Source organism: Psychrobacter sp. UBA3480 (genome assembly GCF_002377945.1).
GTDB lineage: Bacteria > Pseudomonadota > Gammaproteobacteria > Pseudomonadales > Moraxellaceae > Psychrobacter.
The window spans coordinates 72523-92550 of record NZ_DFQV01000032.1 but is presented as its reverse complement, the minus strand read 5'-3'; the positions used below and the strand labels follow the sequence as shown (position 1 = coordinate 92550).

Here is a 20028-nt window from a genome sequence, read left to right as displayed (position 1 = left end):
CAGATAAATATGATGAAGCAGCACCACAAAGATTGCCGTACTGCTTAAAATAGTTCAAGAATGACTGAGGTTGACTAAACCACCAATGAGCAATTATTTTTTAGGGGGTCTTTGAAAATCATTTTTTTGTACTTGACGCGCACGACCAAATGCCAACGCACTACTATCAACGTCTTTGGTAATCACAGAACCAGCAGCAACGGTAGCAGTATCGCCAATCGTCACTGGAGCGACTAGACTGGCGTTAGAGCCGATAAACGCATTGTCTTCAATGATGGTTTGCGATTTATTAGCACCGTCATAGTTACAGGTAATGACACCAGCACCGATATTAACGCCTGTGCCAACGGTTGCATCACCGACGTAGCTTAAGTGATTTACTTTACTGCCTTGACCAATAGTCGATTTTTTAATTTCGACAAAGTTACCAATTTTGCTGTTATCAGATAGTACGGTATCAGGACGCAAGTGCGCAAAAGGTCCGATATCAACACCAGCACCAATATCAGCGCGATCGATCACGCAATACGGTTTGATGTAGCAGGCATTACCAATCTGGGCATTTTTGATGACACAGCCCGCTTCGATATAGACGTTGTCACCCAAGGTACAGTCACCTTCAAATACCACATTAACGTCAATAAACACATCTTGACCAGCGGTTAACGTACCACGAATATCGACACGGGTAGGATCGGCAAATTGCACGCCAGCTTCTTGCAAATCAGCAACTAGCTTGCGCTGCCAAGTGCGTTCTAGACTAGCAAGCTGTTGACGATTATTAACTCCTTCAATCTCAAACGTATGCTCAGGCTCAATCGCCGCGATAGTAATACCATCGGCGACTGCCATTTTAACGATATCCGTCAGATAATATTCTTGCTGTGCATTGTCGTTAGAGAGCTCAGGCAAGTATTTGTGCAGTAACGCATTATCGACGCAGTAGATACCGCTGTTAATTTCTTTAATGCTTTGCTCTTCAGCATTGGCATCTTTTTGCTCAACGATGGCTTCAATATTACCGGCTTGGTCACGCTTAATACGACCCAATCCAAACGGATTATCGACCGTCAGCGTCAGCATCGACATGCCATCAATATTGGCAGTTTTCAATGCTGTCAATGTCTTACAGCTTACCAATGGCACATCACCGTAAAGAATAAGACTTTGTCCTGACTTGGGTAAATCAGACAGTGTCACCTTGACCGCATGGCCAGTTCCCAATTGCTCAGTTTGAGCAACCCAAGCAATCGATGCTTGTGTATATTGATTGGTAATCTCTGACTTTACTTGATCACCACCAAAGCCATGAACAATGATGGTTTCATCAACAGTGAGCTGATGACAAGTATCTAGCACATGGCCTAATAAAGACTTCCCAGCCAATGTCTGCAATACCTTTGGCTTTGCCGATTGCATACGTGTGCCTTTACCGGCAGCTAAAATAATTACAGAAAGAGGAGATGTCATAATAGGCTCACAAATGTAACAAAATATAATATTGGATTATAGCGCAAATGTTCATTTATAAAAATGCTGTGATGTGCAGGCTTTGTAATGCCACCTACTAACAATAGATCAATTGTCTATACAGGAGAGTAGCGTTCAAATTGATAACGTTGCTAGGATTAGCGGTTGTAGAGTAGCCAATTCAGCATCGTAGTAGTTAGGGTAGCTTATAACAGCACACCAAACATAACCGCTACCCATACTACTGCTGCCATGATACCGGCGATGATGTCATCGAGCATAATGCCTAACCCGCCAGCAACTCTTTTGTCAGCCCATCCAATCGGTGGCGGCTTAACGATATCAAAAAAGCGAAATAAGATAAAAGCGAAAACAATGGCGAAAATAGAAAGTTCTTGAGACATATTTTGCCAAAAGTTATCGTCAGCAATCCCCATGTAAGAAAGAGGCAGTAGGGTAATCCAAATACCTGCCCACTCATCCCAAACGATATGCGGATCATCATGACCTTGCATCAGCTCAGCAGTGCGTCCGCAAATCCAAACGCCCAAAATACAAGATAGAATTGTCAGAATGAGAAAAGGTATAAAGCCCAAACTCAACAATGGTATTGCAATGATTAACCCACCAACAGTACCCCAAGTGCCAGGTGCACGGCGCGGCAGACCACTACCTAAACCTAGCCCAAGCCAATAAACCACACGGTCAAGCATACTGGCACCGACCGGTAATGGTGGGCAGTCATTTGCTTTACGGATGTCAGGCTTAGATAAGTCGTGATCAGTCATGGATTAGCCTGTAAAGTGTTGGTAACCAGTAAGATTGGGCCACGTCAAAAACGGTGCGGGCTGAGTTGGCGTCACTGGCTGATTTTGATAAAACAGTTCAAGACGTGAGTTATCAGAAGACTTGGTATCTGTCGCTATCGGATCTGCTAGTGCAATTACCTCGCCGATACAAGTGACAGGTGTGTTGCCAGTAGGCGGTTTGATATGTGAAGGCAAAGTAAATGCCAGTTCATAATCATCGCCGCCCGCTAGCTGACCTAATAAGCGATCAGACAAATCGACAGTAGATAATGACTCGCTACTCGGTAGCTTATCTAAATGGATTCGTATGCCGACAGAGCTTTGCTGACAGATATGCCCAAGATCTTGGTAAAGACCGTCGGAGATATCTATCATCGCTGTGGCACCCATCTTTGCCAATGCTGCACCTAGCGCAATACGCGGCGTTGGCATATGTAGACGATGTGCCAACTCGATACCTTGTGCGCTGTCAGGATGTTGCAAGGCGAAAGCAGCATCACCAAGTGTGCCTGAAACATAAACTTTGTCACCCACTTGTGCACCTGAGCGATAAATGGCTGGTGTATCTGCGGCCAGTAATCCCTGCGCGCTGATACTGAGCACTAAACGATCACCACGCGTGGTATCACCACCTATCAGCGTCACGCCAAACAGCTGGCACGCATGAAATAAGCCTTTGGCAAATGTCGTGAGCCAATCGTGATTTGCTAGACGTTCAGGTAGTGCCAACGCTAGCATAATGCTATGTGGCGTCGCACCCATAGCAGCGATATCTGAGACATTAACAGCCACGGCTTTATAGCCAATCGCAAACGCTAATTCGTCGACTCTTTGCCAGTTAGCATGAAAGTGACGACCTTGAACCAGTGTATCAATACAGCTAACCAAGCGTGAGCCTGCTGGCAATGCCATCACAGCCGCGTCGTCACCGATACCCTTTTCGATACCAGTTAATGGCGCATGCGTGGCCTGCATCTGTGAGAATATACGCTCAATCAGCTCAAACTCGTTCATGGCTAGTCTTAGTCTTTGGTATCGTTAGCGTTTTTCTTGCTCGCCTTAAAGTCACTGATATTTGCACTGGCTTTACTGGCACTACTGCGTTTGACGTTAGCTTTGTTAGCACTGATACGCGGCTTGTTTGATGCAGTCGGCTCATCGACGATCGTGCTTTCTGTTTCAGCAGCAGTTTCGATGCTATCCACTGGATTTGCTTCAGACTGTTTAGCCGCCGCTTTTTGTGACGTACGTAGATTGGCATTAGTATCTGCTTGTACCTCTAAAGCGCGCAGCTCACCGGCCATTTTATCCAGTACCGCATTAATCAATTTGTGAGCATCAGTCGCCCCAAAGTGATTATTTAGCTTCATCGCTTCATCAAGCACGACTTTATAAGGAATCTCTACACGGTTTTGTAGCTCATACGCGCCAATCAACAAGATAGCGTGCTCAACAGTATCTAGCTTATCAACCTCACGATCGAGATGCTGACTGATAAGCGCATCGAGTGCTTCAATTTGTTCTGGGATGTCGCGCATCATTTCATGATAATAACCGATATGGACGGTATGCATGGCATTGGTTGCACGCGTGCGAGCAGCAATATCATGCGGAGCATTGGCTTTCCAGCCAAGCTTACCATCTACATCAAAGCGGCGATCAGTAACGAGCCATTCGTATAGGCCCTGCATCGCAAAGCGACGTGCCTTACGGATAGCAGTGTGACTGGTCTTGTAAGAAGACTCACTCATATCGAATGTTTGATCACCCGCACTACTGCTCGCTATACGGGTAGCTTCAGCTTGTCCATCATTGGCTTGTGCGGTTTTCGCAGCGCTAATAGCGCGCTTGAGTTGGTCAGTCATAGGGGGTCTGTACCTAAATTTTTGAGATGATACCCAGTCAAAATATAAATTAACAAAGTAGCTTTTTGACTTTGCTGATTCAAAGCTTTAAAGGGTATAGAAATACGGCGAAAATTCAAAAAGTAGCCAATTGTTTCGATAGCTGGCTAGTGCTATAAGGTGCTGTTATTACTAAATAGCAGCACCAGTTAAACTAATAAACGTGAGCTTTGAAGCTTACGCTTCATCGATACTGTCATCAATATCTAGCTGTGACAAAACAGCGATCATTTCTAGTACAACCATCGCAGCTTCAGAGCCTTTGTTGCCCGCTTTAGTGCCAGAGCGCTCGATAGCTTGCTCGATGCTATCAGTAGTGATGATACCGTTAGCAACAGGGATATTATAATCCATTGCCACAGCACTCAAACCTTTGGCAGATTCGCTAGCTACAATATCAAAATGCGGCGTGCTACCACGGATGATTGCACCCAATGCCACAATCGCGTCAAAACGATCTGATTCAGCAGCACGTTGGGCCACAAGTGGTAGCTCAAATGCGCCAGGCACACGAATAACAGTAATGTTGCTACCCAATACACCATGACGGAGTAGGGCGTCGATTGCACCATCAACCAATGACTCAACGACAAAACCGTTAAAACGACCAACAACGATACCAATGCGAGCATCAGCGTTTTGATGTAGGTTACCATCGATATGAGTCACGTCGTTGCGCTGCTGTTGTAAATTCGACATAAAAAATCCTTTGCTTAATAAGCGTTCAATTGAAATATAGGCGTCAATAAATAGCTAAATAGTCTGATGCGTTCAATCGATTCGGTCGCCTATTATTTTGGCGTTGCCCTAGTTAATTGAACGAAAATAAATGGTTAGCGCTATGATAGCATTTTTTTGGGTTTTATTTGTATATTACGAGCGTGCTAAAGACGCATCTGTATTCCTTGCGCTGCCATATACTCTTTGGCCTCCAATACCGTGTACTCACCGAAGTGAAAAATACTGGCAGCAAGTACGGCATCTACACCGCCTTCTAGTACGCCTTCTGCCAAATGTTGCAGGTTACCGACGCCACCTGAGGCGATAACTGGTACATTGACGCGGCTCGTAATTTGCTGCATCAGTGCCAAATCATAGCCTTTTTTGGTGCCATCACCGTCCATCGAGGTGACCAGTAATTCACCAGCGCCCAACTCTGCCATTTTGCTCGCCCAAGCAACGGCATCGATACCCGTTGGCTTACGGCCACCATGAGTGAAAATCTCCCAACGTGGCACGACAATACCATCGACATTGATATCAGCGACGCGTTTGGCATCGATAGCAACGACGATACACTGGTTGCCAAATTTCTGCGCGGCTTCACCAACGAACTCCGGCGTAAATACGGCTGCTGAGTTAATCGCCACTTTATCCGCGCCAGCATTGAGCAAATTGCGGATGTCAGCGATTTTACGAACGCCGCCGCCAACGGTCAGCGGAACGAATACCGTTTCTGCCATGCGCTCAACAGTATGATAAGTGGTATCGCGCTCATCATTGGTCGCAGTAATATCCAAAAAAGTAATCTCATCAGCGCCCTGTTCGTTGTAGCGTTTGGCTACTTCGACAGGATCGCCTGCGTCTTTGATGTCGACAAATTGCACGCCTTTGACCACGCGGCCATTGTCAACGTCCAAGCAAGGAATGATACGCTTTGCTAACATAGGGTCTTTCACCTTATAATCAATTCATAGGCGCTAGTCTAGCAAAATCACTGCTATTTCAGGCAGGTTTTCGCAAGATTATTACGCTTTTCACCATAGTTTTATCATGCGCGGTACAATTGCTGTCATTACCGCATAAATTTATCCTATTCAACTTCTTATCCAATTGCTATAAGTGAGATGTCATGTCCGTCTATACCCAGTTAACCGATGATCAGTTTGCCGCCTTTTGTCAAAGCTTTGGCGTGTCGTTTGCCCGCGCAATTCCGATTACTCAAGGTATTAAAAACTCAAACTGGTTTATTCAAACAACTGATGATGCAGACGGCACATACTCTTACGTGTTTACATTGTTTGAAGAGCGTCCGCCCGCTGATATCGAAAAAATGGCCGTTATTCTTAATCAATTAAATGGCAAGCTACCAGTCGCCGCGCCGCTAGCCGTTATTGAATCAAATGGTTCGCAAACGGATGGCGACGATAAGCGCTATGTCATCCACTATGAAGACAAAGCGATTACGCTAGTGCCATGCTTAGCGGGCTCACATCCGGATCAAACCACGCAAGCGATGTGTCATGACATTGGCGCGGCATTAGCCATGCTGCATGAGACACTACAAGCATTGCAGCCAAGTGAGCAATATGGCGTGCCTCTGTACCCATGGGCAGATGTGCGCGACCGTGAAATGCAGTTTATGCCAGGTGACGAAGCCAAGCTGATGAGCGATATCTGGCGCTCTTATTCGGAATTGCCATTGGCAACCTTGCCAAAAGGTCTGTGCCATTTAGATATGTTTGCCGATAATACCTTATGGAATCTACAAAAAGGTGAAGCTCGGCTGACAGGTCTACTAGATTTTACCGAAGTCAGTGTCGAGCATTACGTGATGGATATTGCGATCACTATTAATGATTTTTGTACCACGTGGGGCGTTGCAGAACAAGGCGAATCCGTTAACTTTGATCGCAGTAAAATGGCGGCGTTCTTACAAGGTTATGAATCGATCCGCCCGCTAAATAACGATGAAAAGCGTGCACTACCTGTTATGCTGGCAAAGGCGGCGGTGATCTTCTGGTTATTACGCCTAAATGTGATTCACTATAACCGTACCGAAGGCCGTACGGGTGATAACATCATGGTCAAAAACCCTGACTTGATGAAACGTCTGGCCGCTTATCATTGGGCGCATGTTGAAAAGTCGCAAAATACCGTACTTGTACTATTAAGCAAACAAGATAATCAAATAGTCGGCGTGTTTAGCAGTATCACCCAAGCAGAGCAAGCGCAGGAAACATTAAATAGTAGTGAGTTTGCAATCAAAGAATATACGCTAGATCAATTGTCTTAAGCATTGCCTATTCATTTATTCTAGTACCAATGCTAGTACTAATTTTAGCACCGAAACCTTAGAGGCGATCCCATGACCGATCAAGTTGATAACTGGCACAAACTGGCGCGCTACGATACCAATATGCAAGGTGAGCTGCACGCTAACCTACTACGTAATAACGGCATTACCGTGTCCTTGCAGCCGCTTAGCGCTATCCCAGGTATGAACTCGGGTATCGTTCTCTGGGTAGAAAGTACTGATCTGGCAGAAGCTCAGCGCATTTTGGATACCATCCCAACTGATGGTGCCGCTTTGCTTGATGAAATGAGTGATGCTGACTTTGATGCGCTATCTGCTGCTCAAAGTAATCCTAATCAAGGTAACTCGATAATAGACGACAATAACGGCGGTAATGATTAAATGTGTCAACTCTTAGGAATGAACTGTAATACCCCAACGGATATTGGCTTTAGCTTTGCAGGATTTCGCAAGCGCGGCGGGATGACGGACAGTCATGAAGATGGCTTTGGTATTGCCTTTTTTGAGCGCAGCGAATGCAGTAATAATGACAAAACCAACGATGAGACGGCAAATGACTCAACGGGTCTGCGTCTGTTTCATGATAATCGTCCGAGTCATCTGTCGCCAGTCGCTGACTTGGTCAATAACTATCCAATCAAAGCCATGAACGTCATTGCGCATATTCGCAAAGCGACGCAAGGTCAGAACTGCTTGGCAAACACCCATCCATTCGTCCGTGAAGTATGGGGTGAGCAGTGGGTATTTGCGCACAATGGGCAGATGAATAGCGAATTTATCAAACGCTGTCAGCGCTTGCAGGACAACGGCAATGCCTCACACTGTCAGCCAGTTGGTTCAACTGATTCTGAAATGGCATTCTGTTATTTGGTTAATCGTCTAAAGAGTAGCTTTAAATCGCGTCCTGATGACAAAACGTTGTTTAATTTTTTGACCACGCAGTGTCGCTATCTCTCTGCCAATGGGTTATTTAATTGCTTAATATCCAATGGCAGGTGGCAACTGGCTTATGCGGGTAGTTTACTGTTTTATCTCACGCGTAAAGCGCCATTTGGTGAAGCCAAACTCGCTGATGATGATATGGCGATTAACTTTGGTGATGTGACCACAGACACGGATAAAGTCACTATTTTAGTAACTGTTCCCCTTACTGAAAATGAGAAATGGCAACAGTTGGCCGTCAATGAATGCTTAATCTTTCAAGATGGTGATGTCATTTATAAAGACAGCCCAAGCCAGCGCAAGTTTTTGACGGTTGATGAAGGGATTGCAATTGCACGAGCCGTTGGAGCGAGTGTTTAGCTGTTGCTTCTATTTTGAGTTATTAGAGAAGATAACGAAAGGTTATGGTCAAACTCCTATAGAAATAATCTACTTTAAGAAAGTTTTTTAAGAAGTATGACTATAAATTTTTAACTAGATTGAATTATATTCGCTCTTTATTTAATCATCTATTTTATACTTTGCTTTGATTGAGCTGATAATTTGCTGTGTTGATAGTGCATTTTGAGGAACATTAGGTAAATTAAAACCTTTTACTACGACTTGAGTATCGTGTTTAGATACTACAGATGTGACAGGAGCAGATGTTGATGTATTGATGCGTGTTACACCACTGTAGCTATTTATCAAAGTGTTTTGCTGAGTTTGTGACCATTCAACGTTCTTAGCAATGGTACTTGTATCTCCTTGCAGAACAATAAAGTAAGGATAATTATTGTTTTGCATTATTTCAGCTGCCCTCAAAAGAGCAAAATCTCTTGTTTTACTCGCAGAAGTATAACCATTACCTTGAAAATTGACAGCATACGTGTTTTTTGCAAGAGGAGTATCTGAGAAGCCACCTTTCATACCTTGAGCTTTATATGAGGTAGCACAACCCGATAGTCCTATGACAATACCAAAAAAAGCTGCAAAGAATAATGGCTTCATAGTTATCTCTTGAGGTTTGTGAATACACCAGCTAAATATATGACAACTTGTACTAAAACTCAATAAGTTTAAACTAATGTTTTTTCTTAGGAAAATTGAGTAAAAACGAGTGGACATAGCATAGCTTACAAATAACCCCCACAACACCGTTTAAATTTCTCACCAGACCCACAAATGCACGGTTGTTTTTGGCTGACAGTCATCGCAACCGTCGGGTCTAAAAAGTACCAAAGTGCATCTTGATTAGCTTTGCTTTTTACCTTTACGAAAGTAGACAGTTCATGATGCGCCTGTATTTTTTCTGCTAAATCAACTGTATTATCTTTGGCATTAAAATACGCCTTAAATTCAACCTGTGCATGACGTTTACCCAGTTTTGGCGTGTGCTCTACTATCTCTAATCCTGCCCAATGTGTCTCTTTTGCCCAACTTTCAATCGCGTCAAAGTCAAGCAAGCCTTGCTGCGCAGGCACTGTGGTTTTGACGATATACTCTGGCTTAACCAATACAAAGGCACTATAGCGCGTACGCATGAGCCGTTCGGCTGTCTCCGCTTTTGTACCATCTGCTTTATCAATCTCATCATTATAAAAAGCATCATGATATGGCTTGCAGCAGTCTCGATAGGATAGCGGAGCGTCTGCCGTCTCTGCTGTTGGATTGATTTGGCAAGGGCAAATATCTGGGTAAGGTTGCATGTTTTACTCTAATTTTTGTTTGGACTTATTCGTTTAGGCTCAACGGTCTTATGATAACTTTATTGCAGCATGCTTTTTATTAATTCTGGCAATATGCCGACTTTGAGCTGCGCCCATGCAGAAGGATCACTTAATCGTGACCAAAACATCTCAAAAGGCGGGGCGGCATACACCAGTAGCGCAAGGATAGTGTATAGAAGCAAATACCACCATTTGTCTTTTGGCTGATAAAACTTCATCGCTGTGCCCGATGAGCGTTTCATTTTCATATTGGACAAGTTGACGCTATATAGCTCATCCAATGACAAATGTACCATCGCGCCACCAAATAAAAACAGACCATAAAACCAGCTAGTCGTCAGCGGTAGGTGCAAGCCATAGTAACTTAGGCACGTCAGACCTAATCCCAGTATTGCCATATACGGCACAGAGTGGATGACGCCGCGATGCACCGTCATCGTAGTAAAGATATGAAAAACGACATAACGCATAAAACCGTAGCCTGCCAGCCACAATACTATCAATGCCAGTAAGCTCAAGTCACTACGCCAATGCATGACCAGACCAAAGGCAAATATGAACGAGGTGATATTAAAACCGAGCTTAATCGGTGTTGAATTATCAGAATCCAAGTCTGGCAGCAATCCACCGATAGTACCAAGCGCTACGCACACCAAAAATCCCGAATCATCAATCAATCCAGCTTTATAAACTGTCAAACTCAGTGTGCCGCTGACCATAAAAGCGACATTTAAGTGGGTATTAAAATTTGCCATAAAACTCATTCATCCATAGCGCTCAAAAAGTCCTTTCGAGCGGCGTATCTAGCAGTAAAAAAGCGCACCATGATACCATAGACCGTCCATACGTCTAATAGAGATAGCCCGTAAGAGAGAGCTTCTATGCCTGCCAGTGATTTACCCGCCACACTTAACTCTGATACTCATACTAAGCAGCCGCCTGTAGTAGAAGGTCAGCTTGATAACAGCTTTGCTACCATTGACTGGCAAGTGCCTTGGTTATCGCATATTACTCAATTGATTTATATCAGCAACACGATTGAGCGGCTTAGTCGCTCGAAATCACAGAGAAATAGCTTGGATGGTTCGAATGATTCAAAAGGTTTGGATGATGTGAAAAGCCTAGATGAGCACGATATAAATGCTTCTGACATCAATACGCCTGACACGATTGCCAAAGTCTTAAAAACGGCGATGATGCAGCAGGCTGAACATTTGCAACAGCCGTTACCACAGACCATACCAGCTCATGATAACAAGCCGCAGACACTACAGTTCGTCTCTCAAAATGTATTGCCTGAAGGGGAGGCTTATGAGCATTTCATCGGCACAACTGGCAATATCCCGACGCGTGATAATTTGCATGATTTGTTTAACGGCAGTATTTGGCTGACCTTTCCGAAGACTAAAGCTATGCTCAATTACTACCATATGATAGAAATCGCAAAGCAGGGCATTAGTGAGCGTCGAGGGCGTGTGCGCGACACTATTACTGTCTTTGATGAGAATGGCGCAGTGCTAGTGACTTCTGACTCTAGTATCGGTGAGGCGTTGGTTAATTTTGACTGGCAGACAAGTTTGGTGAAACCACGTGCTAAATGGGACAACCCAACTCAGCCTGATAACAGTGTTCAGGCAGCAGTCTATATCTTTGGCCATGCACTGCTTGAGCAGTTGGTACACCCACGCAAACCTCTATGCGCTCATAGCATTGTCATTCATGTTGCACAAGAATTCTTTACCTTATCGTTAGCTGAACGTATGCGCTATTTGGATGACAAGATTACCAAATACATGGACACATTATTATCAAATGATGATGTGAAACCACGCCAGCTTGCGCCATTACCTATTTTAGGGGTGCCGCATTTTTGGGCAGAAAATGCCAATACTGGCTTTTATGAAGACCGCTACGTGTTCCGCAATGGACGACGTAAAAAAGACAAAAAATAAATAGAAAGGGATTGCTCAAAAATAGCTCGCTAAACCGTTGTTACGTTTACGATTGTGCCACGATTCGACAACGTCCAGACGTTAACAAAGCCTTGTATGTTTGTTATGGTAAAAGGAAGTTTCTGTTAATCACTACAGATATGATTATCTCTTTTGTTAACACTGACTTATATCAGACAGTTTTGCGAAACTGCGATATTGATTCAAAACAGATCAATCATTTATTGAGCCACCAGTCATACATAAACTTATAATAATTTATGTCCAGGATTTATAACAACGATAAGGAAGCTATCATGAGTGATATTTTTGATGTAAAAGACACCCTTTCGGTTGCTGGCAAGGAACATGCTTACTACAGCCTACCAAAGCTGACCGAAACTTATGAGCATATCAAGACACTACCATTTTGTATGAAAGTGGTATTAGAAAACCTATTGCGTAACGAAGACGGTGGCCAGTCGGTTGGCAAAAACCATATCGAAGCGGTTGCCAACTGGGATGCAGGGGCTGAGGCGTCAAAAGAAATCGCCTTTATGCCAGCGCGTGTGGTATTGCAGGATTTCACTGGTGTACCATCAGTAGTCGATTTGGCCGCGATGCGTGATGCAGTGGTCGAGCTTGGCGGAAAGGCTGAGCAGATCAATCCGTTTATCCCTAGTGAGCTGGTCGTCGACCACTCTGTACAGGTTGATGCTTATGGTCGCGAAGATGCGCTAGATTTGAACGAAAAAATTGAATTTAAGCGTAATAACGAGCGCTATGAGTTTTTGCATTGGGGCAAGCAAGCCTTTGAAAACTTCGTCGTGGTACCGCCAGCGACAGGTATCGTGCATCAGGTTAACCTTGAGTATCTAGCCCGTGTGGTGATGGCAGCAGACGTCGATGGCGAGCTGACCGCTTATCCAGATACAGTGTTTGGTACAGATAGTCATACCACGATGATTAATGGTATCGGTGTACTTGGCTGGGGTGTTGGCGGTATTGAAGCTGAAGCGGCGATGCTAGGCCAACCGTCATCAATGCTGATTCCACAAGTGGTCGGTTTTGAGTTAAAAGGTAAGCTAACCGAAGGCGTCACGGCGACCGATTTGGTATTACGTGTGGTTGAGATGTTGCGCGCACATGGCGTAGTGGGCAAGTTCGTCGAGTTTTATGGCGAAGGCTTACACAGTATGCCGTTAGCGGACCGCGCCACCATTGCCAATATGTCACCAGAGTATGGCGCGACTTGTGGTATTTTTCCAATTGACCAAATGGCGATTGATTACCTGCGTCTATCAGGCCGTGATGAAGAACAGATTGAACTGGTTGAAAAATATGCTAAGGTGCAAGGCTTATGGCACGATGCCGATACACCTGCGGCGACTTATTCAAGCAAATTAGAACTAGATCTGTCGTCAGTACAACCAGCACTTGCTGGTCCAAACTTGCCACAGCAGCGTATCAATTTGTCTGATATGCATGAGAAGTTTGGCGAAACGCTAGAAAAAATGACCAAAGATCGTAAGTCAGAAGTAGAAGGCAAAGTACGCTTTGATCAAGAAGGCGGCGAGCAAGAGCAAGCTGAACACTTGGCAGCTGAACCGAATATCGAAGTTGATACCAGTGATGACAATGCAGGTTATGCGCCAGCCAACAATGTCTTCTCAAATGTCAGTATCGATGATAAGCAACACAAACTACGAGACGGATCGGTAGTTATTGCCGCCATTACTTCTTGTACCAATACTTCAAACCCAGCAGTAATGATTGGTGCAGGTCTAGTTGCCAAAAAAGCGGCTGCCAAAGGTCTTAAAGCCAAGCCTTGGGTTAAGACATCGCTCGCACCGGGTTCTAAAGTGGTCACCGACTATTTAGAAAAGACCCATCTGATGGATGAGCTAGAAAAAACGGGCTTCTACCTAGTAGGGTATGGGTGTACCACTTGTATCGGTAACTCAGGACCATTGTCAGAAGAGATCGAAAAAGGCATTGAAGAAAATGACTTAGTCGCAGCGGCTGTACTGTCTGGTAACCGTAATTTTGAAGGTCGTATTCACTCGCATGTCAAAGCCAGTTACTTAGCATCACCACCGTTGGTCGTTGCTTATGCGCTGGCCGGTACTGTTGATATTGACTTGACGACTCATCCACTCGGACAAGATCAAGATGGCAATGATGTATTCCTAAAAGACATCTGGCCGACCTCGGAAGAAATTAACGAGTTAATTGCCAACAATATTGATGCTGATATGTTCCGCAAGAACTATGGCGAAGTATTTGACGGTAGTGCAGCGTGGAACGCAATTAGTTCAGCGGATAGCCAATTGTATCCATGGGATGAAGGGTCAACGTACATCAAAAATCCACCGTTCTTTGATGGTATGACCATGGAGCCAGAAGGTATCCCTGATATCGAAGGCGCGCGTATCCTAGGTCTATTTGGTGACTCGATTACTACCGATCATATCTCACCAGCAGGTAATATCGATCCAGACTCACCAGCAGGTAAGTACTTGCAAGAGCGCGGTGTGATGGAAGCAGACTTCAACAGCTATGGCTCACGCCGTGGTAACGATGCAGTCATGACTCGTGGTACCTTTGCCAATATACGTATTAAAAACACCATGATGGGCGGTAAAGAAGGTGGCTATACTTATTACTTCAAAGATGACAGCGCTACGTTACAAGATGGCGAAGAAATGCCCATCTACAATGCAGCAATGAAGTATAAAGAAGATAAGCGTCCGTTAGTGGTATTGGGCGGGGCAGAGTATGGTTCTGGTTCGAGCCGTGATTGGGCAGCTAAAGGTACCATCCTGCTAGGCGTAAAAGCAGTTTTAACCAGCTCGTTTGAACGTATTCACCGTTCAAACCTAGTCGGTATGGGTGTGCTGCCATTGACGTTTAAAGATGGTCAGAATGCAGAAACCTACAAACTAGATGGTTCTGAAGTGCTGAGCGTCACAGGTCTGGACAATGGCGAAAGTAAAACAGCTACGGTTACGGCTACACGTGCTGACGGATCGGTAGAAACCTTTGAGGTAAATGTCGGTCTACAAACGCCAAAAGAGCGCGAATATGTGCGTCATGGCGGCGTATTGCACTATGTACTACGTCAACTGGCAGCTGAGAGCAAAGAAGCTAGCTAGTAGTTAGTTAAGTTTTATATGACAAAAAGCCCAATCTCCGTCAAAGTAGGGGATTGGGCTTTTCTATGGAAGACGTTTTTTCTGCTTGTTACTTTACTATTCAAGCCTTTTCAGTCAACAGCTTAATTCCTAGCCCCATAAATACGACACCACTTATTTTATTCATCATGGATTCAACTTTTGGATTCTCTCTTAGTTTTTTGCTGAACTTTGACGCCAGCAGTGCCAAACTCAAGCACCATATAAAGCCTGTGATGGCAAAAGTCAGTCCCAACATCAAAAATGACAGCATGCCATAAGCATAACTAGCGTCGATAAACTGAGGGAAGAACGCCAAGAAGAATAAAGCGACTTTTGGGTTAAAAGTATTGGTCAACACACCTTGCTTATATATTTGCCAACCATCTACAGCCTTTCGGCTAGTCACGTTCTGATCTTTGGACAAATGGTTCGTTACTGAGTTCGAGTTTTTGCTTAGCAGCATTTTTAGACCCAAATAGCACAAATAGCTGGCCCCAATATATTTAACAATCATAAAAGCGGTAGGGGAATTGGCAAGCAATACGGACAATCCTAGCGCCGCCAATAATGTATGTACCAAAATACCCGAAGTAATGCCAAGAACAGAATAAACCCCTGCTGTTTGCCCCTGTGAGACACTACGGGTGATGATGTACATGCTATCTGTACCTGGCGTTAGGTTTAACAAAATAGCCGCTAAAATAAACCCTAGATAATTCTCGATACCAAACATAGCAATCACTTCCCTTTAATCACGCTAGGCCCCATCATGTATAGTAGATAGGTACGCTTTGTAAATATGCTTGTCAGATCGATATTAACGAGTATTAGATAGGTTGGCAATAGCGCTATCAACACTAAGCTAGCAGCTATTAATAATAAGCTAACGACAATAGAATAGAGGATTTTGAGAAATGACAGATATAAAAAAGCCCAGTCACCGTATGATGACTGGGCTTTTTTATTGTTCGCTTATTAGTCTAATCTGATGCTAAGCAAAAGTGCTAATAAGTGACGCCGAATAGTGGCGTCCCCAGGGGGATTCGAACCCCCGTTACCGCCGTGAAAGGGCGGTGTCCTAGGCCTCTAGACGATGGGGACGCATAGAGTGTTATAACCAGTGGTTACAACGGTACTTCACAATATCAGATAGCTTATTAAATAAGCATTGCCTAGGTGCTGATATCGTCCTACTAGCGAGTATTTATTATTACGTTTCAGTAATACTGAGCGTTGCTATAAATAAGTATGGTGGAGCTAAACGGAGTCGAACCGTTGACCCCTTGCATGCCATGCAAGTGCTCTACCAACTGAGCTATAGCCCCTCGCTAAGAGTGTGCGTATTTTATGTAAGAGCGGCAGTCTTGTCAACAACTATTTTAAAAATAATTCATAAATATGCAAAAAAAAGCGATTTAGCCTATTTTAAAGTCTCAATAAGTCCAAATTAGCGTGGATTTTGCTTCAGCGCGATCTCTTTGATGGCTTTATCGGTATAAAGCTCTTCTTCGCTACCATCAGAAAAAATAATCGCACAGCATTCAGTTGGTATATATTGACCGCCTTTTTCTCGGATCGTTCTTATGCCTTTGACGCCAATGATGTCATATTCGCCCAATTTATCTAGATTATGCTTGGTGTAACTACAGTAAGTGCTGTATATCCATTTTAAATCTTCGAAGTCTTGGCCCTTGGTCAGGGTCAAAGTTGCATCAAAAAGCTCCTTTACGATGGCATCATAGTATTTCTGTGCTTCTTTTAGGGTGTTAAAGACGTAGTCTTTGCTTTCTATCGTGACGGTTTTGGCGGCCATATTTATTTCCAATTAAAATATTTAACGAAAGACGTTTAATAGTACGAGGGTAATTGTACTGATTAACAACGAAAAAAGGGCCAGAGATGGCCTGACCCTTTTACATTCGACAAGTTTCGCTAATTAACTGTTTAGCAGATAAGTTATTCAGTTTCTAAACTACTCAGCAGCAGCTAAGAAATCTGGCAATTCTGTCGCTTGTTTCTCAAGTTTTTTCAGTTTCTTTTTGCCAAGACCGCCTAATACATCAACTGCATGGCGCAAGCGAGTCAAGGTCATATCAGCACCGATAATCGCCATAGAGTTCATGACTGGCGTCGATGAGGTACTACCAGCGATCGCGATAAAGAACGGCGCCATAAAGTCACGCATCTTGATATCAAGGTGAGCAGCAAGGCCTTTTAGCGTGGCATAGATGTTTTCTTCTGACCACGTTGGTAAGACTTCTAACTGCCAAAGCGCTAATTGTAGCATCTCAATAATTTGCTCAGGGGTGAGCGATTTATGTGTGAAGCTTTCAGCGTTGATGTCAGGTAGGTTTTGGAAGTAGAAACCACCCCAATTAACCGCATCAGACAATAGCTCAATACGTGGCTGAATCGCGGCTGCGATAGCAGTCAGTTTGTCACTGTTACTGGCCCACTCAAGGATTTTATTCTTTAATTCTTCAGGGCTAAGCGCACGTAGCCATTCTGCATTGAGCCAGTTTAGCTTCTCGATATCGAAGATAGGGCCGCCAAGCGACACACGCTGAATATCAAAGCTGGCAATCATTTCTTCTAGCGTAAACTGCTCGGCATCATTAGGCATTGAGTAGCCCATACGACCGAGATAGTTTAGCAGCGCTTCAGGTAGCACGCCTGCATCACGATAGTAGGTGATAGAGGTTGGGTTTTTACGCTTAGACAGTTTTGATTTATCAGGGTTACGCAGTAGCGGCATGTGGCAAAGCGTTGGCATTTCCCAACCAAAATAATCATAAAGCAGTTGATGCTTAGGTGCAGAGTTCAGCCACTCTTCACCGCGCATCACATGGGTGATTTCCATCAAGTGGTCATCAACGACGTTGGCGAGATGATAGGTTGGCATGCCGTCTGTTTTTAGCAGTACTTGCATGTCGACTTGGGTCCAAGGGAACTCAACCGTACCGCGCAGCATGTCTTGTACCTGACAAGTGCCTTCGGCCGGTACACGCATACGAGTCACGTGTGGCTTGCCCTCGCTTACCAATTGCTCGGTCTTTTCTGGTGCAAGATGAGCACAGCGACCATCATAACGAGGGGTCTCGCCATTGGCCATTTGCTCAGCGCGCATAGCGTCTAACTCTTCACTGGTACAAAAACAGCGGAACGCATGGTCTTTTTCTATGAGTATCTCAGCGTGTTTTTTGTAGATATCGCTACGCTCGCTCTGACGATAAGGAGCGTGTGGGCCGCCAATATCTGGGCCCTCGCTCCAATCTAGACCAACCCAACGTAAAGCGTCCAAAATCATTTGTTCTGATTGCTCAGTCGAGCGCGTCTGGTCGGTATCTTCGATACGTAAAATGAATTCGCCACCGTGAGCTTTGGCAAAAGCCAAGTTAAACAGGGCAATATAGGCAGTACCTACGTGTGGAAAGCCAGTTGGTGATGGGGCGATACGCGTACGCACAGGGCGCGTGCTGTCAGTAGAGGTTTGCATGATAAAAGTCTCAAAGTTTGCTATCGATATAAGCTATCAGTATAAATAGCGATGAAAGATATGAAGTCGATGTTAAGAAATAGCGTAAAATATAGCGCTAGTATAACAGAGACATGTGATATTTTTAATGAAAAGCCCTTCTAGTGCTTGACTAGCCGTGTATCCTTGCGATAATAATGCTAGGCAAGTCATAACTTGTTTATTTTCATCCAATTACTGGCCAGTATGGTCGTCATCTATTGAGTTGTTTGTGTCCCTATCAAAGTCTAAGCCAAAATCGAAAGCCAGTCCTTCTGCCGCCGCTGATCTCTCTGAGTCAGTGTCTAGTCCTTTTGCTATAAAGGATGCGTCTACGCAAGATGTCGATCTGGATGTTACTCACGCCAGTCATGAGGGCGATATCACGTCTGATGAATTAAGTTTTGTCCATGATGCGGTGCTGCTGCAAGAGACTGTCGCTGCGGTGCTCGGCGTAAAATCCTTGCCTAAGCAAACAGAAGGTGACCAAAATAGCTTAAATATAAGTGGCATCTACGTTGATGCGACTTTTGGCCGTGGCGGCCATAGCCGACTGCTATTAAGTCAACTTGCCGATGATGCAACACTGATTGTCTTTGACAAAGATCCGACAGCCATCAGCGTGGCGCAAGAGCTGGCAAGCAAAGACAGCCGTGTGCATGTGGTTCACGATAGTTTTGCGACGTTGACCGACAGTCTGGCTGCTATGGGCATCAGTGAAGTTGATGGCTTGATGGCAGATTTGGGCATTTCATCACCGCAGATTGATGATGGTAGTCGCGGCTTTAGCTTTATGCGCGACGGGGCAGTAGACATGCGTATGGATACCAGTCGTGGCCAGTCAGTTGCGGAATGGCTTGAAAAAGTCGATGATGAAACGTTGGCCAATGTGCTTTATGAGTTTGGCGAAGAGCGTCACAGTCGCCGTATTGCACGAGCTATCAAACAGATGGAGAGCTACGAGTCTACGCTTGAGTTGGCAGAAGTGATTAAAGTAGCGCATCCCAACTGGCAACGCGGTAAACATCCAGCCACACAAAGCTTTCAGGCCATGCGTATTTTTATTAATAATGAGCTGGGCGATGTTGACGACTTTTTAGCGCAAAGCATTCCTATCTTAAAGTCAGGTGGGCAGTTAGCGGTCATTAGTTTTCACTCATTAGAAGATCGCCGTATCAAGCAGTTTTTGCAGCGACATAGTAAAGGGCAGTATCCAGAAGACGAAAACCTGCCAATGCCGCCAAATCGCCCGCGCTATTTTAGCAAGCCAAAACGTGTTGGCCCAAGTAAAGCTGAGACGAGTCAGAATCCGCGCGCGCGTAGTGCATGGCTGCGTATGGCAACGCGTACTGACACAACTTATGAGCAGACAACAACATCATAGAACAACATGACGCCGCAAGTCATAGTCGAATATGATTATTGAGTAGTCTAAGATTGCTAATACTTGTCTAAATGATGCGCAAATGTCCTAATGGCTACGCCACTGTTAAAAATCTGTAAATATTGTCTGTTAGGCTCAGCAGTTGGTTTTTA

Annotated in this window: 18 protein-coding genes and 2 tRNA genes; 6 read left to right on the top strand and 14 right to left on the bottom strand. The window is 44.5% G+C overall.

What is annotated here, in order from left to right; genetic code table 11:
- Positions 1 to 93: 93 nt before the first annotated feature.
- The 6 genes from glmU to hisF all read right to left on the bottom strand — a co-directional run bounded on the left by glmU (position 94) and on the right by hisF (position 5850).
- Positions 94 to 1470, bottom strand: coding sequence for a bifunctional UDP-N-acetylglucosamine diphosphorylase/glucosamine-1-phosphate N-acetyltransferase GlmU (gene glmU / locus B2863_RS12890; RefSeq protein WP_296211299.1), 1377 nt, complete (start codon positions 1468 to 1470; stop codon positions 94 to 96).
- 206 nt (positions 1471 to 1676) lie between these two features.
- Positions 1677 to 2258, bottom strand: coding sequence for a phosphatidylglycerophosphatase A family protein (locus B2863_RS12885; protein ID WP_296211298.1), 582 nt, complete (start codon positions 2256 to 2258; stop codon positions 1677 to 1679).
- 3 nt (positions 2259 to 2261) lie between these two features.
- The gene (gene thiL / locus B2863_RS12880) at positions 2262 to 3293 is read right to left on the bottom strand and encodes a thiamine-phosphate kinase (RefSeq protein WP_296211297.1); all 1032 of its coding nucleotides are present in this window, start codon (positions 3291 to 3293) and stop codon (positions 2262 to 2264) included.
- 8 nt (positions 3294 to 3301) lie between these two features.
- Entirely contained in the window at positions 3302 to 4144 is an 843-nt protein-coding gene (gene nusB / locus B2863_RS12875) for a transcription antitermination factor NusB (RefSeq protein WP_201569309.1), read from the bottom strand.
- A gap of 216 nt (positions 4145 to 4360) precedes the next feature.
- Positions 4361 to 4882: a 6,7-dimethyl-8-ribityllumazine synthase gene (ribE, locus tag B2863_RS12870; RefSeq protein WP_075106501.1), complete on the bottom strand. Its 522-nt coding sequence runs from the start codon at positions 4880 to 4882 to the stop codon at positions 4361 to 4363.
- Positions 4883 to 5067: 185 nt separating this feature from the next.
- Positions 5068 to 5850: an imidazole glycerol phosphate synthase subunit HisF gene (hisF, locus tag B2863_RS12865; protein ID WP_101205985.1), complete on the bottom strand. Its 783-nt coding sequence runs from the start codon at positions 5848 to 5850 to the stop codon at positions 5068 to 5070.
- A gap of 185 nt (positions 5851 to 6035) precedes the next feature.
- Here hisF and B2863_RS12860 point away from each other — a divergent pair, with 185 nt between their 5' ends.
- From B2863_RS12860 to B2863_RS12850, 3 genes are all read left to right on the top strand, one after another.
- Positions 6036 to 7199 carry a homoserine kinase gene (locus B2863_RS12860; protein WP_296211296.1) on the top strand — a complete coding sequence of 388 codons (1164 nt, stop codon included), beginning with the start codon at positions 6036 to 6038 and terminating at the stop codon, positions 7197 to 7199.
- Between the two features lie 72 nt (positions 7200 to 7271).
- Positions 7272 to 7601 carry a hypothetical protein gene (locus tag B2863_RS12855; RefSeq protein WP_296211295.1) on the top strand — a complete coding sequence of 110 codons (330 nt, stop codon included), beginning with the start codon at positions 7272 to 7274 and terminating at the stop codon, positions 7599 to 7601.
- Positions 7602 to 8522: a class II glutamine amidotransferase gene (locus tag B2863_RS12850; protein WP_057762068.1), complete on the top strand. Its 921-nt coding sequence runs from the start codon at positions 7602 to 7604 to the stop codon at positions 8520 to 8522.
- A gap of 141 nt (positions 8523 to 8663) precedes the next feature.
- Here B2863_RS12850 and B2863_RS12845 read toward each other — a convergent pair whose 3' ends face one another.
- From B2863_RS12845 to B2863_RS12835, 3 genes are all read right to left on the bottom strand, one after another.
- Positions 8664 to 9152 (bottom strand): CC0125/CC1285 family lipoprotein, encoded by a 489-nt coding sequence (locus B2863_RS12845; RefSeq protein WP_296211293.1) that lies wholly within the window; start codon positions 9150 to 9152, stop codon positions 8664 to 8666.
- A gap of 125 nt (positions 9153 to 9277) precedes the next feature.
- Complete coding sequence (locus B2863_RS12840) at positions 9278 to 9850, bottom strand: YchJ family protein (protein WP_296211291.1); 573 nt, start codon at positions 9848 to 9850, stop codon at positions 9278 to 9280.
- Between the two features lie 59 nt (positions 9851 to 9909).
- Positions 9910 to 10626, bottom strand: a complete 717-nt coding sequence (locus tag B2863_RS12835) for a metal-dependent hydrolase (RefSeq protein WP_101205981.1) — start codon at positions 10624 to 10626, stop codon at positions 9910 to 9912.
- A gap of 126 nt (positions 10627 to 10752) precedes the next feature.
- Here B2863_RS12835 and B2863_RS12830 point away from each other — a divergent pair, with 126 nt between their 5' ends.
- Positions 10753 to 11823, top strand: a complete 1071-nt coding sequence (locus B2863_RS12830) for a DUF3025 domain-containing protein (protein ID WP_296211289.1) — start codon at positions 10753 to 10755, stop codon at positions 11821 to 11823.
- A 296-nt stretch (positions 11824 to 12119) separates the two neighbouring features.
- On the top strand, positions 12120 to 14957 hold the full coding sequence (locus B2863_RS12825; RefSeq protein ID WP_296211288.1) for an aconitate hydratase: 2838 nt from the start codon (positions 12120 to 12122) through the stop codon (positions 14955 to 14957).
- 100 nt (positions 14958 to 15057) lie between these two features.
- Here the strand turns inward: B2863_RS12825 and B2863_RS12820 are convergent, their stop codons facing one another.
- The 5 genes from B2863_RS12820 to gltX form a co-directional block, all read right to left on the bottom strand.
- Positions 15058 to 15711, bottom strand: coding sequence for a LysE family translocator (locus B2863_RS12820; RefSeq protein ID WP_296211287.1), 654 nt, complete (start codon positions 15709 to 15711; stop codon positions 15058 to 15060).
- A gap of 292 nt (positions 15712 to 16003) precedes the next feature.
- Positions 16004 to 16079, bottom strand: a tRNA-Glu gene (locus tag B2863_RS12815).
- A 148-nt stretch (positions 16080 to 16227) separates the two neighbouring features.
- Positions 16228 to 16303: transfer RNA gene (locus B2863_RS12810), tRNA-Ala, on the bottom strand.
- A 122-nt stretch (positions 16304 to 16425) separates the two neighbouring features.
- Positions 16426 to 16791 carry a hypothetical protein gene (locus B2863_RS12805; RefSeq protein ID WP_296211286.1) on the bottom strand — a complete coding sequence of 122 codons (366 nt, stop codon included), beginning with the start codon at positions 16789 to 16791 and terminating at the stop codon, positions 16426 to 16428.
- Between the two features lie 159 nt (positions 16792 to 16950).
- Positions 16951 to 18477, bottom strand: a complete 1527-nt coding sequence (gene gltX / locus B2863_RS12800; RefSeq protein ID WP_296211325.1) for a glutamate--tRNA ligase — start codon at positions 18475 to 18477, stop codon at positions 16951 to 16953.
- A gap of 397 nt (positions 18478 to 18874) precedes the next feature.
- Between gltX and rsmH the strand changes: the two genes are divergently transcribed.
- Complete coding sequence (rsmH, locus tag B2863_RS12795; RefSeq protein WP_296211324.1) at positions 18875 to 19876, top strand: 16S rRNA (cytosine(1402)-N(4))-methyltransferase RsmH; 1002 nt, start codon at positions 18875 to 18877, stop codon at positions 19874 to 19876.
- The last annotated feature ends 152 nt before the right edge of the window (positions 19877 to 20028 follow it).

Bases quoted from the DNA above. Each gene is read 5' to 3' on its own strand.
- B2863_RS12860 (WP_296211296.1), top strand. From the start codon at position 6,036: ATGTCCGTCTATACCCAGTTAACCGATGATCAGTTTGCCGCCTTTTGT.
- B2863_RS12820 (WP_296211287.1), bottom strand. From the start codon at position 15,711: ATGTTTGGTATCGAGAATTATCTAGGGTTTATTTTAGCGGCTATTTTG.
- B2863_RS12855 (WP_296211295.1), top strand. From the start codon at position 7,272: ATGACCGATCAAGTTGATAACTGGCACAAACTGGCGCGCTACGATACC.
- B2863_RS12825 (WP_296211288.1), top strand. From the start codon at position 12,120: ATGAGTGATATTTTTGATGTAAAAGACACCCTTTCGGTTGCTGGCAAG.
- B2863_RS12805 (WP_296211286.1), bottom strand. From the start codon at position 16,791: ATGGCCGCCAAAACCGTCACGATAGAAAGCAAAGACTACGTCTTTAAC.
- thiL (WP_296211297.1), bottom strand. From the start codon at position 3,293: ATGAACGAGTTTGAGCTGATTGAGCGTATATTCTCACAGATGCAGGCC.
- B2863_RS12885 (WP_296211298.1), bottom strand. From the start codon at position 2,258: ATGACTGATCACGACTTATCTAAGCCTGACATCCGTAAAGCAAATGAC.
- glmU (WP_296211299.1), bottom strand. From the start codon at position 1,470: ATGACATCTCCTCTTTCTGTAATTATTTTAGCTGCCGGTAAAGGCACA.
- B2863_RS12850 (WP_057762068.1), top strand. From the start codon at position 7,602: ATGTGTCAACTCTTAGGAATGAACTGTAATACCCCAACGGATATTGGC.
- hisF (WP_101205985.1), bottom strand. From the start codon at position 5,850: ATGTTAGCAAAGCGTATCATTCCTTGCTTGGACGTTGACAATGGCCGC.
- B2863_RS12830 (WP_296211289.1), top strand. From the start codon at position 10,753: ATGCCTGCCAGTGATTTACCCGCCACACTTAACTCTGATACTCATACT.
- B2863_RS12845 (WP_296211293.1), bottom strand. From the start codon at position 9,152: ATGAAGCCATTATTCTTTGCAGCTTTTTTTGGTATTGTCATAGGACTA.
- B2863_RS12840 (WP_296211291.1), bottom strand. From the start codon at position 9,850: ATGCAACCTTACCCAGATATTTGCCCTTGCCAAATCAATCCAACAGCA.
- B2863_RS12835 (WP_101205981.1), bottom strand. From the start codon at position 10,626: ATGGCAAATTTTAATACCCACTTAAATGTCGCTTTTATGGTCAGCGGC.
- nusB (WP_201569309.1), bottom strand. From the start codon at position 4,144: ATGACTGACCAACTCAAGCGCGCTATTAGCGCTGCGAAAACCGCACAA.
- ribE (WP_075106501.1), bottom strand. From the start codon at position 4,882: ATGTCGAATTTACAACAGCAGCGCAACGACGTGACTCATATCGATGGT.